The following is a 16,063-nucleotide window of genomic DNA, read 5'->3' as shown; positions in this document are numbered from 1 at the left end:
GGCGGCGCTTTTTTAATCTAAAATTTTGAGGTTTGAAATGATAAAGCGATGTGATTGGGCGCAATCGACGCCGCTAATGCAAAATTATCACGACTACGAATGGGACCGACCAGTACATAACGAACAAAAATTATTTGAAATTTTAACGCTAGAAATGTTTCAAGCCGGTTTAAGTTGGGCGATTGTTCTAAAAAAGCGGGAAACGATCCGGCAAGCCTTCCTGAATTTTGATTTTAGCCGCATGTCTCAATTAGACGTCGATCTTTTGATGCAAAATTCAGGGATCATTCGTTATCGACGTAAAATCGAAGCGGTTTTACATAATGCATCCCGGATGCAAGCAATACAAGAAACCGGTGGATTAAACCAACTTGTATGGTCCTTAGTGGACAATAAAACGATTGATCATCAAGTACATAGAATTGATCAAGTACCCACAAGCTCTCCCGTAGCAATCCAGCTGAGTAATGACTTAAAATCAGCAGGTTTCAAATTTTTTGGTCCCACTACCGTCTACTCATTTATGCAAGCAGCCGGAGTAGTTAACGATCATTTAGTTGATTGTATTGTTCATGATCAGATTGGTGGGGTAAATAATAAGTAACTCAAACTTGAGAATAGTTACTTACTCGCCGATTTAGCAACAAGTGACCATTTTTCACTTTCGTGTCTAGTGATATTCTTTGAGTATAAAGTAACCATGGTTGCTTAAACTCGTTAGTAATGAATAGAAAGGAATAAAAAAATGGATATTTTTGAACGATTTAGAAACGGTGAAATAATCGATTTACGAGATCCCCAATATGTAAAAGAAGCCCTTACAGAAATGCAACGTTGTCGGCACTTGTGCTGGAAGATTAATCAGACTGATCCCGATAAGGTTAATCAAATTACGACATTAGAAAAAGAGTTGGTGATCAATCAGCGAGATAATTGCTTCATCACCCCACCTTTTCAAATTGATATGGGATGTTGTTTACATTTAGGTAAGAATGTTTTTATTAATTCTGGACTTACCATGATGTCAATCGGCTCTATTTTCATTGATGATGGAACCATGATTGGTCCCGATGTCGGCTTTTTTACGACAAACCATGATCCGCATGATGTTGGGAAGATGAGTACAAAAGAGATTCACATTGGCAAAAATGTTTGGATTGGGGCAAGAGTGAATATTCTTCCTGGAGTTACGATCGGTGATGGTGCCGTGATTGGAACCGGAACAGTGGTAACTAAGGATATCCCAGCTCATTCGATAGCTGTTGGTAATCCGGCTCGGGTTATTAAGACAATAGAATAATCAATAGGAACATATTTATAGAATACGAGGAGAAAATAAAATGCAACAAACAATGGTAAAGTTAAATGATGGAAATCTGATTCCTCAGTTTGGTTTAGGTGTATACATGGTTCCCGCAGGAAGTGAAACGGAAACGGCCGTGTACGATGCTTTAAAAATGGGGATTCGGCATATTGATACGGCCCATGCTTATCGAAATGAACGTTCGGTGGGACAAGCGATAAATCGTGCCATCAGTGAAGGAATCGTAAGTCGCGAGGATGTATGGGTGACCTCAAAACTGTGGCCTTCTGAATACGGGGAAGGAAAGACAGCGGCAGCTATTGATAAGATGCTTGACCGTCTTAATGTTGGCTACATTGATTTATTACTCTTGCATCAACAATTTGGCGATTATAAAGGGGCTTGGCAGGATATGGAGAAAGCAGTCCAAGCCGGTAAGGTTCGTTCGATTGGGATTTCAAATTTTGAATCAAATAATTTGGAAGATTTAATGGCAGCCGCCACGATCAAACCGGCCGTTTTACAGGTTGAATGTCATCCTTATTGGCAACAAACGGAATTAAAAAACCGGATTGCTGATTATGGAACTGTGATTGAAAGTTGGTACCCGCTTGGGCATGGGGCGACTGATTTGTTGAATGAACCTATTTTTACCAAGTTAGGGCAAAAGTATGGTAAAACGAATGCACAAATCGTCTTGCGTTGGCATATTCAAATTGGAAATATTGTCTTTCCTAAGACTACTAATCCACAACATATGAAGGATAACTTTGATATTTTCGATTTCTCTTTATCGGATGCGGAAATGGCTGAAATCGCCAAATTGGACGGGAAGAAGCGTTACTATAACGTTTCTCTAGAGGAACAGATTAAAACTTTAGGTAATTGGGCACCGGAAGATTAAAATAAAGACAAAATAAATTTAGTCGTGCTACGAGGTCAATAGATGATTTTAACGGGGAATGAAGATCTTCGGGTTATCAAAACCATTGAAGCAATTAAAAAGAGCTTTAGTGAGCTAATTTGTGAGAAACCATATGGAAGGATCAAGGTTAAGGAACTTTGTGAGCGAGCCCAGATTAACAAAAAGACTTTTTATAACTATTATGAAACTATGGATGCTCTGGTTACCGAAATGCAAGATGAGATGAGTGCTGGTTATCTAAAGCGGATTGCCGGATTAGAGTTACCAAAGGATCTTAGTGAGGTTAATCGTATCTTTTTCGAGTATTCAATTGAGCAAGGGGCTGCATATGAGCGGATTACCCTTGATACAAGTTGGGAAAGGATCCGTAACCAAATGATTCAGACGGTCAATGATCACAGTTGGCAAAAATCAGCGAGCTATCAACGTTTATCGAGTTTTGAAAAGACGCTACTATTGTCCTTTATTCGTGGGACCACGCTAGCCGCTTATCGAAAATGGGTAGAAGATGGTAAGCAGATGCCGATTGACGAGGTTTTAGCAATCCTCAACCGCCTCCAACTCGGTGGCGTGCAGGGATTTTTCCCGAAAGTATAAAAGAGGGGGTCCCCGTCAACTGGTATTGATGGACCTGTAAACCACTCCTAATGTTGGGAGTGGTTTTTTTTAATTTCTATGCAAATATACAATCAATACGTTTGAATAAATATTCAATGTTTGAGAAGCCATAATAGCCGCGTTTAAGGGACTTTATCTTACAGTTAATACCTTCTAGTGGACCATTGTAGTATTCAAATTTAATCTATTTATGAATAGCCTATATAAAATTACGTATTATGGTCATATAATACAACTATGGGGTTATAAATAAAGGAGAAATAGTACGATGACCAGTATTCTATCTGTAAAACAATTAAATAAAAATTTCAAAAAAAGACAGGTTCTATTTGATGTAAGTTTTGACTGTAAAATGGGTCGAATTGTCGGACTTATTGGACCAAATGGCGTTGGAAAAATTACGATTATGAAGTCTGTCCTTGGATTAATCAAAAGTAGTGGCTCAATTAAAATTGACGGTAAAGAAGTTAGTTTTAATAACGGCCCAGTAGCTGGTACTGTTGGAGCTTTGATTGAGAATCCTGGTATCTACCCATATCTTTCAGGACTGGAACACTTAAAGATGTTCTCAAAAAAACGTAGTCAAGATGACATTAATCAATTGGTATCTGATTTAGGTATGTCAGGATATATCCAAAAAAGAGCTAGTAACTATTCACTAGGTATGAAACAGAAATTGGGTATAGCAATGGCATTGATTAACAATCCTAAACTTGTTATTTTAGATGAACCAATGAATGGCCTGGATCCACAAGCTACTAAAGAATTACGTAACTTAATCATAAGAAAAGCATCCGAAGGTATGACATTTCTTATTTCTAGTCACTTGTTATCGGAACTTCAAAAGCTTGCAGATGATGTCATCCTAATTAATAAAGGAAAAATCATCAGAAATGACACTATGGAGAACCTCCTAGCTACCAATAAGCGTGTTGCCATTCTCAAAACCAATGATGACAGCGCGGCACAAACAATTCTTTCTGAAGTTGGATTTGAATTTGATACTAAAGCTGTGTTTGAGCCTGGTACTGATAAGAAACCTCTTCGTATCCTTGTAGCAGATGATAAGCAAGTTGAATATGCAGTTACTCTACTTCAGAAAAATAATATTATTGTGTTAGATATCCACCACGAAGATAGCGACCTAGAGACAACTGTTTTAAATCTTATGGACTTTTAGAAGGAGATATCCAATGTTTACTTTAATCAGACAAGAATTATATAAGCTAATTAAAAAAACAAGTACCTGGATTTGCTTGTTACTCGTACTCATTATTAATATTGGCCTTTCTATTGTGAGCCATGCTATGCCAGAGCATTTCTTACCTAAGGAACTGTTTGTTGCCGATTATGGAGCTAATACCTTTATCTCTTTAATTTTAATTAGTACAACCGCTTCAATTGTTGCCTCAGAATTTGAATATGGAACAATCAGAAATATTCTTTTTCAATCTTATTCTCGTCAACGGATACTGATTTCTAAGTGGATTACTATCCTTATCTACTCAGTCTCTATGTATATATTTTTTGCCATTTTTACCTTCCTCGATAAACTGGTTTTATTTCCAAATAAGTTCTCGTTGACAGATAAAGTTCAAGGAGGTCGACTATGGCAATACTGGTTACAAACTAATTGGGCTGATTTATTAACTACATGGCTGATACTTAGTGTCGTCTTTCTAATTGCAGCTTTGCTAAAAAAAGGAAGTACTGCAATTATTGTAGGAATCGTAGGTTATTTCGCAGTTGCATTAATAGGTCCATTTATGAATTTTGTTGTTAGCAAATGGCATTTTATGAAGTGGAATCCATTAAATTTCATGAATTACACTGACCAGATTGCAAATCATACAGTTTCACATACAACTCTATTATCCTTGAACGAAATGGTCTTAGGAAACATAGTTTATATCATTATTTTTCTTGCCATTGGACTGTTGATTTTTTCAAATAAGGAGGTATAACTACGAAATACAAAATTATAGGTGGAATTATCTTCATTGCTGATTATCTTTTTTCTATTTCCCAATAATAAAAAGGAATCAAAACAATCCGTATCTATTACAATCTATAATCCCGTTATCAATCAATATAAGACCTATTTATCAAATCCATCTAAACATTTCCCAGGTCTTAGAGATTATGGGAATGGTAGCTTTAAGCACTTCTTGTGATATATATTTGCACAAAAAATCTGGGATTGATATAAATCAATCCCAGAAATTCTAGACTCGAATCTTAAAAATAGTGACAAAAGCTTAATTGACGGCGTGGTTGGTCCGTTGTCCTTGCGCCAGTTTAACGGTGTCATCTAAGGAGATTTGAACCAAATTTTGGACCGCTGTTTGGGTTAAGAAGGCTACGTGGGGAGTAATGATAACGTTAGGCATGGCCCTGAGGATCTTATAATCCTCAGGGATTTGGTCTGGACTGACTTGATGTCCAAAGAGATTTTGTTCATTAGCTAAAGTGTCTAAACCTGCTCCGGCAATCTCGTGATCTTGTAAAGCCTTAATTAATGCTTGGGTATCAACCAACCCACCACGGGCAACGTTGATTAAAATGGCGGTAGGTTTCATTACCCGTAGTTCAGCCGCGCCAATCATATTCTTTGTCTGGGTCGTAAGGGGTGTGTGGAGGGTGATAATATCTGCTTGACGAAGGATAGTATCACGATCGACAAACTCAACAAACGGTTCTAATTCAGGATGGTAGCGCGGATCGTAGGCTAGTACTCGTGCGCCTAGAGCTTTGTAAATTTGCGCGGTCGCGGTACCGATACGGCCAGTGCCGATCAGACCAACGGTACACCGGTAAATTTCATTGGAAATCAAGTTTCCACTCCAGGTAAAGTCGTGATTTTGGTCCATTTGTTCATGAAAACGGCCAATGTTACGGAGCAGATACATGGCTTGGGTGAGCCCCATTTCAGCAATCGCCCGTGGTGAATAGCTAGGAATATTTGTAATCGTAATCCCATGTTGCTTGGCAACAGCTAAATCAAAATTATCAAAGCCGGCGGTACGGGTACTGATGTGATTAATCCCATAATTAGCTAGCATTGGATAGATGTCATTGTCAATTTGAATGGTTTGTTGAACTGACAGACCATCGTAACCTTCAGCCAGGTGGACGGTTTCCATGGTGAGGGGTTCTTCGACCATGGTTAGTTCCTGATGGTGCGCTTGGGCCCAGATTTGGGCATAAGGCCGTTCATGTTGATGGGTGTCATACATAATGATTTTCATAGTTATTACCTTCTTTGTGTTAATAGATGCCGATATCGTCGGCAATAACAACTTCGCCCGCTAATTGCTGACCGCTTGCCGTGGTTAGACCTTGCTTATTAAAAGCCATGGTAACTGTCATATTAGCTTGGACAGCGGCGCCCATGATTTCACCGGTATCCGTATTCATCCCCGAAGGAACATCGACGGCCAGGACTGGGGCGGTAGCTTGATTAATAGCATTAATTACCGTTAAATAATTGCCGGTGATAGGTCGATCTAAGCCCACGCCAAAAATAGCATCAATAATCAAACTAGCCTGGTTTAAAATCTTTATATCCCGGGTTTGCGGAATTTGATAATACTGACAAATGTGATCTTGGTCCTGGTGCTGTTGACTAGCGTGATCAGGATTGCCAACATTTAGGATTTCGATTGGCACTTTTTGAAGGTGTAATAAACGGGCTAGCGCTAAGCCATCACCACCATTATTACCACTGCCAGCCACCACGACAACCTGAGATAATTGATGGGTAAATTGAACTTGAATAATATCCCGCAGCGCAAGTGCCGCTCGCTCCATCAAAACCATCCCCGGAATCCCGATGGTATTAATCGTAAATTGATCTGCCATTTGCATTTCTTGAGCAGTAACCGTCTTTGTCATTACGATCATCTCCAATTTGATTAATTTCCTTTATTATAAAACAAAGAGGCTGGTAAGAAACAACTTAGGTTTCTTACCAGCCCAATTTTCTTGGAGCACACTTGTAATTGTTGTCTTTTTCCCAGCTCATTTAAAGCTTAATCATTGGCGTGCACGTCAAAGGCATTCAATAACCATTCACCAACGCCAGGGGCATCAGGATCATGACTTCCCTTGCCTTTATCGAGGGCTTTAATCGCATCCATTTCAACATTACTTAAAGCAAAGTCGAAGATATCAATATTAGATTTAATTCGTTCATTGTGGGTTGACTTAGGAAAGACAATGATCCCTAATTGGTGTTCGAACCGTAAAATGACTTGACCGACATTTTTATGATGGCGTTCAGCAATTTCTTGGAGTACGGGTTCTTGGAAGAGATCAGCGTTACCTTGACCAAGTGGAGCCCAGGCTTCGATGACAACTCCATCTTCTAGCATTGTTTGCCGTAATTCTTCTTGTTGGAAGTAAGGGTTAAATTCAACTTGGTTTACTACTGGTTTCGTCTTAAAGTTAGGGACGAACTTTTGGTAGATCTTAGGTGTCATATTGGATACCCCAATGGACTTGATCTTCCCAGCGGCTTGGGCCTCTTCTAATGCTTGCCAAGCTTGTTCAACTTCGCCATAAGGTTGGTGTAAAAGCATCAAATCAACATAATCAAGACCAAGCTTCGTCAAAGAAGTATCAATGCCTTTCTTGGCATCTTCATAGGCATAATCTTGGAGCCATAACTTGGTAGTAACCCAAATTTCTTCTCGAGGGATGCCACTTTCTTGAATAGCTGCGCCAACTTCGGCTTCGTTAAAATAAGCTGTTGCGGTATCGATATGCCGGTAGCCGAGTTCTAAAGCTTTAGCAACTGCTACTTTAGTAGAACCATCAGCTGGAATTTGGAAAACCCCAAAGCCAAAAGAAGGAATTTGATTGCCGTCACGTAAAGTAAAAGTAGGAACTGTCATCGTTAAAATCTCCTTTGTTATTTTTAGTTAGTTTAACCTGATTGAATAAAGAAAGATATTAATTTGTTCGAATACTGTTATGCGTTTTCTGTATAGTAAAAAAATAATTGCCGAGATGCTTGCGAAAATTGTCTAGATTATATAAAATAAGTTTAAATATTAAATCTAAATGAGAAAGACGAGTAGACTTTCATTATTTAACCAGAGAGTCGCCGATAGTGAGAAGGCGATAACCATGTGAAGGTTGAAGAACACTTTCGGATAATTTAACCCAAATGAGATTCTCAAAGTAGGCTTAAACGGGCCACCGATCCGTTACCATCGGCCGAGTATGAATGTACTCGTATTTAAGAGTTGGTTGGACTAATACTTCAACAATTTGGGTGGTACCGCGGAAAAAAGCCTTTCGTCCCATGCGTATGCATGGACGGGAGGCTTTTTAATTTCCCGTTTGATTTTGAAATTAAGGAGTCAAAATTATGTGTGGATTTTTAACGGTAAGTGCTGAAAAGTATGATATGACGAAGTTTAAACAAGCCCTGGCCTGTGATGAACGCCGGGGGCCAGATATGACTTGGGTTGAAGATCAAGGACTGGTAAAGTTTGGCTTTAACCGGTTGGCGATTATGGACTTGTCCGCGGATGGGATGCAACCATTCCAGTATGATGGGGTGACCTTAGTATGTAATGGTGAAATCTATAACTACCATGAACTAGAGGATAACCTTAAAGATGACTATCAATTTAAGTCTACGAGTGATTGTGAAGTCTTAATTCCACTTTACAAAAAGTATGGGATGGATGTCATGTGTAAGATGTTAGACGCTGAATTCGCCCTAGTCTTGTATGACCAAACGACGCAGCAAGTTTTGGCAGCCCGTGACCCCATTGGGATTCGTCCAATGTTTTATGGTTACCTGACGGAAACTGACCAGATTGCCTTTGCATCAACGGCCAAGAGCCTGATGGAAATTTGTGATCGCATCTACCCGTTCCCACCAGGTCACTACTATGATGGGGAAAAATTTGTCTGCTATAACGATCCTGCCTTTAGTCCGAAAATTCGGACAGCTAGTGTAGCAGAAGCGACGGAAGGAATTCGGTTGCGCTTAGTCGATGCCGTGCAAAAGCGGATTCATGCCGATGCGCCCCTGGGTTACTTATTATCAGGTGGGCTCGATTCTTCGCTAGTCTGTGCGATTGCTAAAAAATTGTCACCGGATGTGCCAATGCGGACCTTTGCGATCGGGATGGATCGGAATCCGATTGATCTTAAGTATGCGCGGGAGGTTGCTGATTACCTCGGGACTGATCATACTGAATTCATTATGACTAGAGAAGATGTTTTAGGGGCCTTACGTGATGTTATTTATGCCTTAGAAACTTGGGATATTACAACCATCCGGGCCTCGCTAGGGATGTATCTGTTATGTAAGAAGATTCATGAAAACACCGATTTAAAGGTTCTGATGACTGGTGAATGTTCAGATGAAATGTTTGGCTACAAGTATACCGACTATGCACCAAGTCCAGCTGAATTCCAAAAAGAATCACAAAAACGGATTCGGGAGTTATATATGTACGATGTCTTACGGGCAGATCGTTGTATTTCTTCCAACTCTTTAGAAGGTCGGGTACCGTTTGCGGATCGTGACTTTGTACGCTATGTGATGTCATTAGATCCGGCCATGAAGATGAATGTCTATGGTAAAGGGAAGTATCTCTTGCGGCAGGCCTTTGCGGGACAAGATTACTTACCAGACGACATCTTATTGCGGGAAAAGGCAGCCTTTAGTGATGCTGTTGGGCATTCATTGGTGGACGATCTAAAAGAATATGCCGAAAGCCAATACACGGATGAAGATGTGGCAAAAGCTGGTGAAAAGTATGCCTACTGTACCCCATTTACCAAGGAATCATTATTATATCGGGACATCTTTGAAGAATTCTTCCCTGGCAAAGCCGAATGGATTAAAGACTTCTGGATGCCAAATAAAGAATGGGATGCATTAAAGGATGTGGATGATCCAAGTGCACGGGTTCTTAAGAACTACGGTGATAGTGGTAAATAAGCTTGAAGCGGGTTGTGGTTAACCACGACGCGCTTTTCTAGTTAGGAGAAAAAATGAAATCAACTAATTTAAAGGGGACCTTGATTTTAGTCTTGGTGGCTCTGATATGGGGGACTGGGTTTGTGGCCCAAGATGAGGCTTCCAACCATTTAGGAGCCTTTGCTTTTAATGCCACCAGAAACCTATTAGCTACCGGATTTGTCTTAGGATTGCTATGGTGGCGCAATCACTATCCATCCCCCTTCGCCCAGCCAACTGTGAAATTAAAGTTATCAAGTCATTGGTGGCCCGGCTTTTTAATTGGTGGCGCCTTATTTTTAGGGGAGAGCTTTCAACAAATTGGGATTGCTGCTTACCCAACAGGCGCAGCTGCTGCAGGACGAGCGGGTTTTTTGACCTCGGTTTACGTGGTGTTTGTGGTGGTGATTGCTTGGGCCATCGGGCGCACCCGGAGTTGGATCGTGATGATTTCCGTCGTCGTTTGTTTGGTGGGGATGTATCTCTTGTGTGTCCAACATGGGTTAGGTCATATTTATTTGGCCGATTGGTTAGAAATTATCTGTGCGTTGATGTTTACTTTGCATATATTAGTAATTGATCGCTACCGTGGGATGGATTCGCTTGTCTTATCGGCAATTCAGTTTGCGACGGCCAGTTTATTAGCGGGGCTATTTGCCCTTGGACTCCACCAATTTTCCTGGACCGACATCACGGATGCTCTCATAACCATTTTATATGCGGGTTTTGTTTCCAGTGGGATTGGCTACACTTTACAAGTAATTGGTCAACAGTATGCGGAACCGACCGCGGCGTCGATTGCGATGAGTTTAGAGTCAGTTTTTGCGGCATTGGCCGGTTGGATTATCTTAAATGAAGTTATGAATGGACGGGAAATCATAGGGGGACTATTGGTTTTTGTTGCCGTGATCATTGCTCAAGTTCCAGACTTTTTACAAGGAAAAACCGAAAAATAATATCTAAAAGCGGGATAATTTTCGTCAATGACGAATAATCTCGCTTTAATTATTAAAGTATGATGAGAATGGTAATTAAGATAATAAGCGATTTATGGTGTGGAGATTGGATAATCACGCAATTTGGGCAAAGTATTGTAGACGCTTCGTTGAAACCCTAGAATAGTAGTTATTAATTTTGTTTTTTGGTTTGAGAAAGAGGCGATGCTATGAGTGCAGTTAACACATCATTTTTAATTTTATCGAGTATTTTAGTACTCTTCATGACCCCTGGTCTGGCGTTTTTTTACGGTGGATTAGTCTCCCGGCGAAACGTGGTCAATACGATGCTGTCGGTTTTCTTCATTTGTGGACTCGCCATTGTTCTATGGTTTGCTTGTGGCTATTCCTTAGCCTTTAGTGGTGATCTTGGTGGTGTCATCGGGAACCTTAAGGCCGTTTTTTTTCACGGGGTGGCGCTAAACCACGTCATGGATACTGGAATCACAACCGGAGTGTATTCCTTATTCCAAATGATGTTCGCGATTATTACACCAGCCCTCTTCATTGGGGCCGTGGTGGGGCGGATTAACTTTCGCTTCTTAGTTTGGTTCATCATTATTTGGTCCTTGTTCATCTACTATCCGATGGTCCATTTAGTTTGGTCAGCGGATGGTTGGTTAGCAAAATTAGGAACGCTGGATTTTGCCGGAGGGACCGTGGTTCATATTAACGCTGGGGTCACGGCTTTGATGTTGTCAATCTGGCTAGGACCACGAACCAAGCGTGAATCCCAACACTATAACTTACCCTGGGTTTTATTAGGGACAACTATTCTTTGGATTGGTTGGTATGGTTTTAATGCCGGATCAGCCCTAGCCGTTAACTCAGTGGCCTTACAAGCGGTCTTCACCACCACGATTGCGGCCGCTACCTCGATGGTTGCTTGGATGATCATTGAAGTTTACTTGAAAAAACGGGTTACCTTGGTCGGAACCTGTACCGGAACCTTGTGTGGCCTTGTGGGGATTACACCCGCAGCTGGTTATGTGACTTTGGCAGGTGCCTTTTGGATCGGCATGATCGCTACAATAGTTTCTTATGTCTTTGTCGAATATGCGAAGCCTAAATTAAAGTTTGATGATCCTTTGGATGCCTTTGGTTGTCATGGGATGAGTGGGATCTGGGGTTCGATTGCGACCGGATTATTTGCCACTCACCATGTGAACTCCGCTGTTACGACGGATGGTCTCTTCTATGGTGGTGGGAGCCATCTCTTGATGGTTCAAATCATTGCTACCATTGCTACCATGGTCTTTGTTTGTTTAGGGGTTTCAATCGTGACCTGGGTCTTGAAACAATTTATTCCAATGCGGGTTACGAAAAAGGATGAATATCTGGGCTTGGATATTGCCGAACACGGTGAAATGGTCGACGATAACCAAGGACCACGGCGGGATATCTCGCAACACCCTGATGAGTTTAGGGGTCAATTAAGTTGGCTGAAACGACCATAAAAAATAAGCTGGCGGAATCATCTTGGGATGCTCTTGGGAGCACATAGATGATTCCACCAGCTTTTTATTTTTGCGGAAGAGAAACAATTAGTTGCTGTGTTAAGATATCAATTTCATGGTCCCAATCAATCTGATCAACCGTATCTAGGACGATCGTCTGGATGAAATCACCAATTAGGAGACGCATGAGATTAACGAAGATGGTTTCCAACTTTAAATTCTTAGGAAACAGGTGACCATATAGTGTTTGAAAGGAATGATTAAAGGTCGGGAATTGATCCTCGATGGTATTAAAAATTTGTTGACGGACTTGGTCTCTTAATGATGGATTGACCAGCAGTTAATCCATCAAGATGGGTGCAATGACGATATTTTGTTGGAAATACTGGACTCGATCAGTGACTAGGGCATGTAGAAGGTCAGTGGCGGAATTGAACTTTTGTTGTTTAAAGTCATTCCAAAAATCAGTTTGAATGCTGGGGATTAAGCCATCGCTCATTGGCGATAAAACCGTCATTAATAGGGCCCGCTTGGTTTTGAAGTATTTAAAGATCGTAGCTTCACTTATTCCGGCCTTTTTAGCGATTTGGGCGGTAGAGGTGGCATCGTAGCCCTGTTGGCTGAAGAGCTCGCTAGCTGCGAGTAACGCTTTTTGTTTGCCAGGAGGGAATGCCTGAGCGCTGATCCAATCGGCGAAGTAGTTGGTGAAATTTTTTTCGGTCATGATCTAAGCTCCTAAACTTTTCGATAACGCTTCATTCCTAGAATATTAGCTGTCGTTAAAATTATCAAGAAGATTAGTAAGGCTAATATGTCACCCCCTAAATCGGTGATGGAAGTTCCATGAAGGATGATTTGACTAAGGGCATCCCCGGCATAGGTAATTGGGAGAATTTTACCGATGACTTGCACCCAAGAAGCCATTTGATCCAAAGGAATTATTCCTGAGAAGAAGACCTGAGGAACAATTACCAGTGGGATGAATTGCATCATTTGGAACTCCGAATTGGCAAAGGTCGACATTAAAATCCCAAAGGCGAGGGCAACAAAGGCTAAGATGGCGGTAATGATTACGATACTAAAAATACTGCCGACAACTTCGATGTTTAATAGCCCAATCGTAGCCCAAACAATAACGATCGTTTGAACAATCGCCACGAGTCCATAACTCAGCATATAACCAAAAACGATTTCGGCACGACGAACGGGTGTTGCTAAGAGACGATCTAAAGTTCCCGTGGTTCGTTCGTTTAAGAGGGCCATTCCTGAAATCAAGAAGACGAAGAAAAAGATGAAGAAGGACATTAAGATTGGAACCATCTTCGTGAAGAAGCCGGTATCACTATTACCATAGTCATAGTGATTAGTAATCTTTGTCGAGGTGGTTGCTGATGGCACTGAAGTTCCAGTTGCTTTAGCCATGGTTTGCATCGTGGTAGTGAGTTGACGAACACCAACTTTAGTTAGAGCTTGTTGGAAGACCTGTTTGGTCATGGTAGTTTTCGAAGAGTCGGTGTTTGCATAAGTGATTGAGTAATGATTGGTTGAAGTTTGGACGATAGCGGCGTCGGCACGATCATTTTTGACAGTCCGGTTGGCTTGAGCCTTGGACTGGTATTCTTTGACGGTTACGTGTTTAGTTTGATCAAGTTGGGTAACAAGCGCGGAATCGAGATCAACGGTGGCTAATTTGACGTTGGTCGTGGTATTAGCGGAAAACATTACGTTTAGTAACCACATAATTAAAATCGGCGCGATGAACATTAATGCCAGTGTGCGTTTGTCGCGCAATAATTGTTTCAGAACCCGCATGGCAATGGCTAGAGTTTTTTTCATTAGTCTTTCTCCTTCGGTTGTTCAGCAGCTAAAAAGACTTCTTCAATTGAATCAACCTGGTATTGTCTTTTAAGTTGTTGCGGGGTATCAAAAGCGATAATTTGACTGTTGATGAGTAAAGCAACCCGGTCAGTTAACTCTGCTTCATCCATAACGTGAGTGGTGACAAGGATACTAGTTCCCTGATCACGAAGACGCTTTAAATCGGTCCAAATTTGGCGACGTAAGGCCGGATCGATCCCAACCGTGGGTTCATCTAAAATGAGGAGCGGTGGATTGCCAAGAAAAGCAATGGCTAAGGATAAGCGTCGTTTCATTCCACCGGAGTAGCCACTTACCCGTTTATCAAGATCAGGGGTTAATTGAACAACTTTAGCGGCCGCTTCAATTTGGGGAGCTAGTTCTTGGTGACTAAGTCCGCGCATTTGACCGAAAAACCGCATATTTTCCCGTGCTGTTAAAGATTCATACAAGGCGTCTGATTGAGCCATATAGCCAATCTCGCCTAAGATTTGACGGTTAGGCATATGATGATCAAGGACCAAGGCCTCACCACCATCCGCTTTTTCCATGCCCAACATGGTTTTAATAGCGGTGGATTTACCAGCTCCAGACGGCCCAATCAGGCCCACGATTTCACCAGGTTCAACATCAAAGTTAATGCCAGCTAAGACTTGTTGGGAGCCAAAAGATTTTTGCAAATTAGTTAATAAGATTCTAGCGGTCATAATCTATCTTCTCCTTTGGTAAGTGATTACTCACCTAAACTTAAAAATATTATAAGTGAGTGTTTACTTACTGTCAAATTCAAGTGGATAATTATTCAAGTGCGTTTGTGATTGTATCTCAGATAGTATATAATAATTAGTAATAATTAACGTAAGTAGTTGCTTACTTAACCAGAAGGGAGAGAGAAATGGCAGTCGAAGAAACCCGGCGGCGAATCATTCGGGCATTTCGGATTTTAGCGGTACAAAATGGCATTAAGGGGACGACGACCCGGAAAATTGCTGAGCAGGCTAATTTAAATGAGGGGACGATCTTCCGTTATTTTAAAACAAAGCAAGAAATTATTGATACGGTGGTGGAAGAAGGGCACCAATCCATCGAACAATTAGGGGCTAATTTTCAGTCTAAAGGGGATTTCGTTTCTGACATGCGGGCGGTTGCGCAGCTCTTTTGCCAGTATGTTAGTGACCATCCCGAGATCATTGTTTTGGGAAATGAAGTTAGTAATTCGCCGGATGCAAAATCCATCTCCCAATTAGACGCCTTGATCGACAATTTTTATGATTTAACTTTTAATGTCATTAATGATAATGATTATCAATTGGCGATTGATATTGACGTTTTTGCGCAAAGTTTCGTATATCTTTGTCTAGGGTATGTTGACGTTGCCTTACTAGACGAAAATGGTTTTGATGATGAAACCTTTATTAATAATGTTGGACAATTTTCAATTCTATTATCAGAGTAAATAAGGCCGGAAAGAAACAATTTGTTTCCTCCCGGCCTATTTGGAGCTATCGGTAATTGAAGTAACTACTTAGCGCGATGCGGGTATTTAGCATAAAAGTGATGCAAGCAATAACAAATAATCACGAAGGGAATCGTGCAATAGAGGGCAATTCGTTGGGATGGATCAAACCAGATCAACAGACAAGAGGCTAAAGAGGCAATGAAAGCAAACCAAGGAATGATGGGATACCACGGTGTCCGGAATTTTAATTCGCTCAGCTGATGCCCAGATGCTAAGAAACGTTTGTGAAAGTTGATTTGGGCTAGGGCGATAGCCATCCAGACAATGACCACGGCTAATCCAGAAATTGAGACGAGTACGAGGTAGATCGTGTCAGCGGCGTAGATGCTGGAAAGAAGCGATAAAATGCCGCCGATCATACTAAGCGCTAGAGCGATCACCGGGATGCCGCGCCGATTGGTTTT

Annotated in this window: 17 protein-coding genes, 2 pseudogenes and 1 other annotated feature; of the genes and pseudogenes, 10 read left to right on the top strand and 9 right to left on the bottom strand. The window is 41.1% G+C overall.

Features of this window, described 5'->3' with window-relative positions; all coding sequences use genetic code 11:
• Positions 1-40: 40 nt before the first annotated feature.
• From PS3_RS05870 to PS3_RS05855, 4 genes are all read left to right on the top strand, one after another.
• Positions 41-604 (top strand): DNA-3-methyladenine glycosylase I, encoded by a 564-nt coding sequence (locus PS3_RS05870; protein ID WP_100207292.1) that lies wholly within the window; start codon positions 41-43, stop codon positions 602-604.
• Between the two features lie 141 nt (positions 605-745).
• Entirely contained in the window at positions 746-1,300 is a 555-nt protein-coding gene (locus PS3_RS05865; RefSeq protein WP_007122349.1) for a sugar O-acetyltransferase, read from the top strand.
• Positions 1,301-1,340: 40 nt separating this feature from the next.
• On the top strand, positions 1,341-2,207 hold the full coding sequence (locus PS3_RS05860) for an aldo/keto reductase (protein WP_040468343.1): 867 nt from the start codon (positions 1,341-1,343) through the stop codon (positions 2,205-2,207).
• Positions 2,208-2,249: 42 nt separating this feature from the next.
• Positions 2,250-2,825, top strand: a complete 576-nt coding sequence (locus PS3_RS05855; protein ID WP_040468342.1) for a TetR/AcrR family transcriptional regulator — start codon at positions 2,250-2,252, stop codon at positions 2,823-2,825.
• Between the two features lie 76 nt (positions 2,826-2,901).
• Here PS3_RS05855 and PS3_RS10135 read toward each other — a convergent pair.
• A pseudogene (locus tag PS3_RS10135) lies at positions 2,902-3,027 on the bottom strand (transposase); the annotation flags it as partial.
• An 87-nt stretch (positions 3,028-3,114) separates the two neighbouring features.
• Here PS3_RS10135 and PS3_RS05850 point away from each other — a divergent pair.
• Together PS3_RS05850 and PS3_RS05845 are read left to right on the top strand one after the other, a co-directional pair.
• A complete protein-coding gene (locus PS3_RS05850) occupies positions 3,115-4,026 on the top strand; it encodes an ABC transporter ATP-binding protein (RefSeq protein ID WP_007122347.1) in 912 nt (303 codons plus the stop codon).
• Positions 4,027-4,039: 13 nt separating this feature from the next.
• Positions 4,040-4,810, top strand: a complete 771-nt coding sequence (locus PS3_RS05845) for an ABC transporter permease (RefSeq protein ID WP_040468340.1) — start codon at positions 4,040-4,042, stop codon at positions 4,808-4,810.
• A 294-nt stretch (positions 4,811-5,104) separates the two neighbouring features.
• Here the strand turns inward: PS3_RS05845 and PS3_RS05840 are convergent, their stop codons facing one another.
• The 3 genes from PS3_RS05840 to PS3_RS05830 all read right to left on the bottom strand — a co-directional run bounded on the left by PS3_RS05840 (position 5,105) and on the right by PS3_RS05830 (position 7,741).
• A complete protein-coding gene (locus PS3_RS05840) occupies positions 5,105-6,094 on the bottom strand; it encodes a D-2-hydroxyacid dehydrogenase (RefSeq protein WP_007122346.1) in 990 nt (329 codons plus the stop codon).
• Positions 6,095-6,113: 19 nt separating this feature from the next.
• Entirely contained in the window at positions 6,114-6,740 is a 627-nt protein-coding gene (locus PS3_RS05835) for an NAD(P)H-hydrate epimerase (protein ID WP_007122345.1), read from the bottom strand.
• A gap of 137 nt (positions 6,741-6,877) precedes the next feature.
• Complete coding sequence (locus PS3_RS05830) at positions 6,878-7,741, bottom strand: aldo/keto reductase (protein ID WP_007122344.1); 864 nt, start codon at positions 7,739-7,741, stop codon at positions 6,878-6,880.
• 160 nt (positions 7,742-7,901) lie between these two features.
• Positions 7,902-8,158 (top strand) — a binding site (T-box leader).
• Positions 8,159-8,220: 62 nt separating this feature from the next.
• On the opposite strand from PS3_RS05830, the gene asnB reads away from it, so the two are divergent.
• From asnB to PS3_RS05815, 3 genes are all read left to right on the top strand, one after another.
• Positions 8,221-9,813, top strand: a complete 1,593-nt coding sequence (asnB, locus tag PS3_RS05825; RefSeq protein WP_007122343.1) for an asparagine synthase B — start codon at positions 8,221-8,223, stop codon at positions 9,811-9,813.
• Between the two features lie 53 nt (positions 9,814-9,866).
• Positions 9,867-10,787: a DMT family transporter gene (locus PS3_RS05820; protein WP_040468338.1), complete on the top strand. Its 921-nt coding sequence runs from the start codon at positions 9,867-9,869 to the stop codon at positions 10,785-10,787.
• 209 nt (positions 10,788-10,996) lie between these two features.
• Complete coding sequence (locus tag PS3_RS05815) at positions 10,997-12,283, top strand: ammonium transporter (RefSeq protein ID WP_007122342.1); 1,287 nt, start codon at positions 10,997-10,999, stop codon at positions 12,281-12,283.
• A gap of 64 nt (positions 12,284-12,347) precedes the next feature.
• Here PS3_RS05815 and PS3_RS10495 read toward each other — a convergent pair whose 3' ends face one another.
• The 4 genes from PS3_RS10495 to PS3_RS05800 form a co-directional block, all read right to left on the bottom strand.
• The gene (locus PS3_RS10495) at positions 12,348-12,494 is read right to left on the bottom strand and encodes a hypothetical protein (RefSeq protein ID WP_176662263.1); all 147 of its coding nucleotides are present in this window, start codon (positions 12,492-12,494) and stop codon (positions 12,348-12,350) included.
• Between the two features lie 129 nt (positions 12,495-12,623).
• Positions 12,624-13,007, bottom strand: a complete 384-nt coding sequence (locus PS3_RS05810) for a TetR/AcrR family transcriptional regulator (RefSeq protein WP_040468345.1) — start codon at positions 13,005-13,007, stop codon at positions 12,624-12,626.
• An 11-nt stretch (positions 13,008-13,018) separates the two neighbouring features.
• Entirely contained in the window at positions 13,019-14,119 is a 1,101-nt protein-coding gene (locus tag PS3_RS05805; protein ID WP_007122341.1) for an ABC transporter permease, read from the bottom strand.
• Positions 14,119-14,847, bottom strand: a complete 729-nt coding sequence (locus PS3_RS05800) for an ABC transporter ATP-binding protein (protein ID WP_007122340.1) — start codon at positions 14,845-14,847, stop codon at positions 14,119-14,121. Before PS3_RS05800 ends, PS3_RS05805 begins: the two co-directional genes overlap by 1 nt.
• Before the next feature lie 188 nt (positions 14,848-15,035).
• On the opposite strand from PS3_RS05800, the gene PS3_RS05795 reads away from it, so the two are divergent.
• A complete protein-coding gene (locus tag PS3_RS05795; RefSeq protein ID WP_040468336.1) occupies positions 15,036-15,596 on the top strand; it encodes a TetR/AcrR family transcriptional regulator in 561 nt (186 codons plus the stop codon).
• A gap of 65 nt (positions 15,597-15,661) precedes the next feature.
• Here PS3_RS05795 and PS3_RS05790 read toward each other — a convergent pair.
• Positions 15,662-16,063: pseudogene (locus PS3_RS05790) on the bottom strand (amino acid permease); the annotation flags it as partial.

Source organism: Limosilactobacillus gastricus PS3 (assembly GCF_000247775.1).
Lineage (GTDB): Bacteria > Bacillota > Bacilli > Lactobacillales > Lactobacillaceae > Limosilactobacillus > Limosilactobacillus gastricus_A.
Note: the sequence above shows the minus strand (reverse complement) of the source record. Positions and strands in the feature narration are given on the sequence as shown.

Bases quoted from the DNA above. Each gene is read 5' to 3' on its own strand.
- PS3_RS05865 (WP_007122349.1), top strand. From the start codon at position 746: ATGGATATTTTTGAACGATTTAGAAACGGTGAAATAATCGATTTACGA.
- PS3_RS05860 (WP_040468343.1), top strand. From the start codon at position 1,341: ATGCAACAAACAATGGTAAAGTTAAATGATGGAAATCTGATTCCTCAG.
- PS3_RS05855 (WP_040468342.1), top strand. From the start codon at position 2,250: ATGATTTTAACGGGGAATGAAGATCTTCGGGTTATCAAAACCATTGAA.
- PS3_RS05850 (WP_007122347.1), top strand. From the start codon at position 3,115: ATGACCAGTATTCTATCTGTAAAACAATTAAATAAAAATTTCAAAAAA.
- PS3_RS05845 (WP_040468340.1), top strand. From the start codon at position 4,040: ATGTTTACTTTAATCAGACAAGAATTATATAAGCTAATTAAAAAAACA.
- PS3_RS05840 (WP_007122346.1), bottom strand. From the start codon at position 6,094: ATGAAAATCATTATGTATGACACCCATCAACATGAACGGCCTTATGCC.
- PS3_RS05835 (WP_007122345.1), bottom strand. From the start codon at position 6,740: ATGACAAAGACGGTTACTGCTCAAGAAATGCAAATGGCAGATCAATTT.
- PS3_RS05830 (WP_007122344.1), bottom strand. From the start codon at position 7,741: ATGACAGTTCCTACTTTTACTTTACGTGACGGCAATCAAATTCCTTCT.
- asnB (WP_007122343.1), top strand. From the start codon at position 8,221: ATGTGTGGATTTTTAACGGTAAGTGCTGAAAAGTATGATATGACGAAG.
- PS3_RS05820 (WP_040468338.1), top strand. From the start codon at position 9,867: ATGAAATCAACTAATTTAAAGGGGACCTTGATTTTAGTCTTGGTGGCT.
- PS3_RS05815 (WP_007122342.1), top strand. From the start codon at position 10,997: ATGAGTGCAGTTAACACATCATTTTTAATTTTATCGAGTATTTTAGTA.
- PS3_RS05810 (WP_040468345.1), bottom strand. From the start codon at position 13,007: ATGACCGAAAAAAATTTCACCAACTACTTCGCCGATTGGATCAGCGCT.
- PS3_RS05805 (WP_007122341.1), bottom strand. From the start codon at position 14,119: ATGAAAAAAACTCTAGCCATTGCCATGCGGGTTCTGAAACAATTATTG.
- PS3_RS05800 (WP_007122340.1), bottom strand. From the start codon at position 14,847: ATGACCGCTAGAATCTTATTAACTAATTTGCAAAAATCTTTTGGCTCC.
- PS3_RS05795 (WP_040468336.1), top strand. From the start codon at position 15,036: ATGGCAGTCGAAGAAACCCGGCGGCGAATCATTCGGGCATTTCGGATT.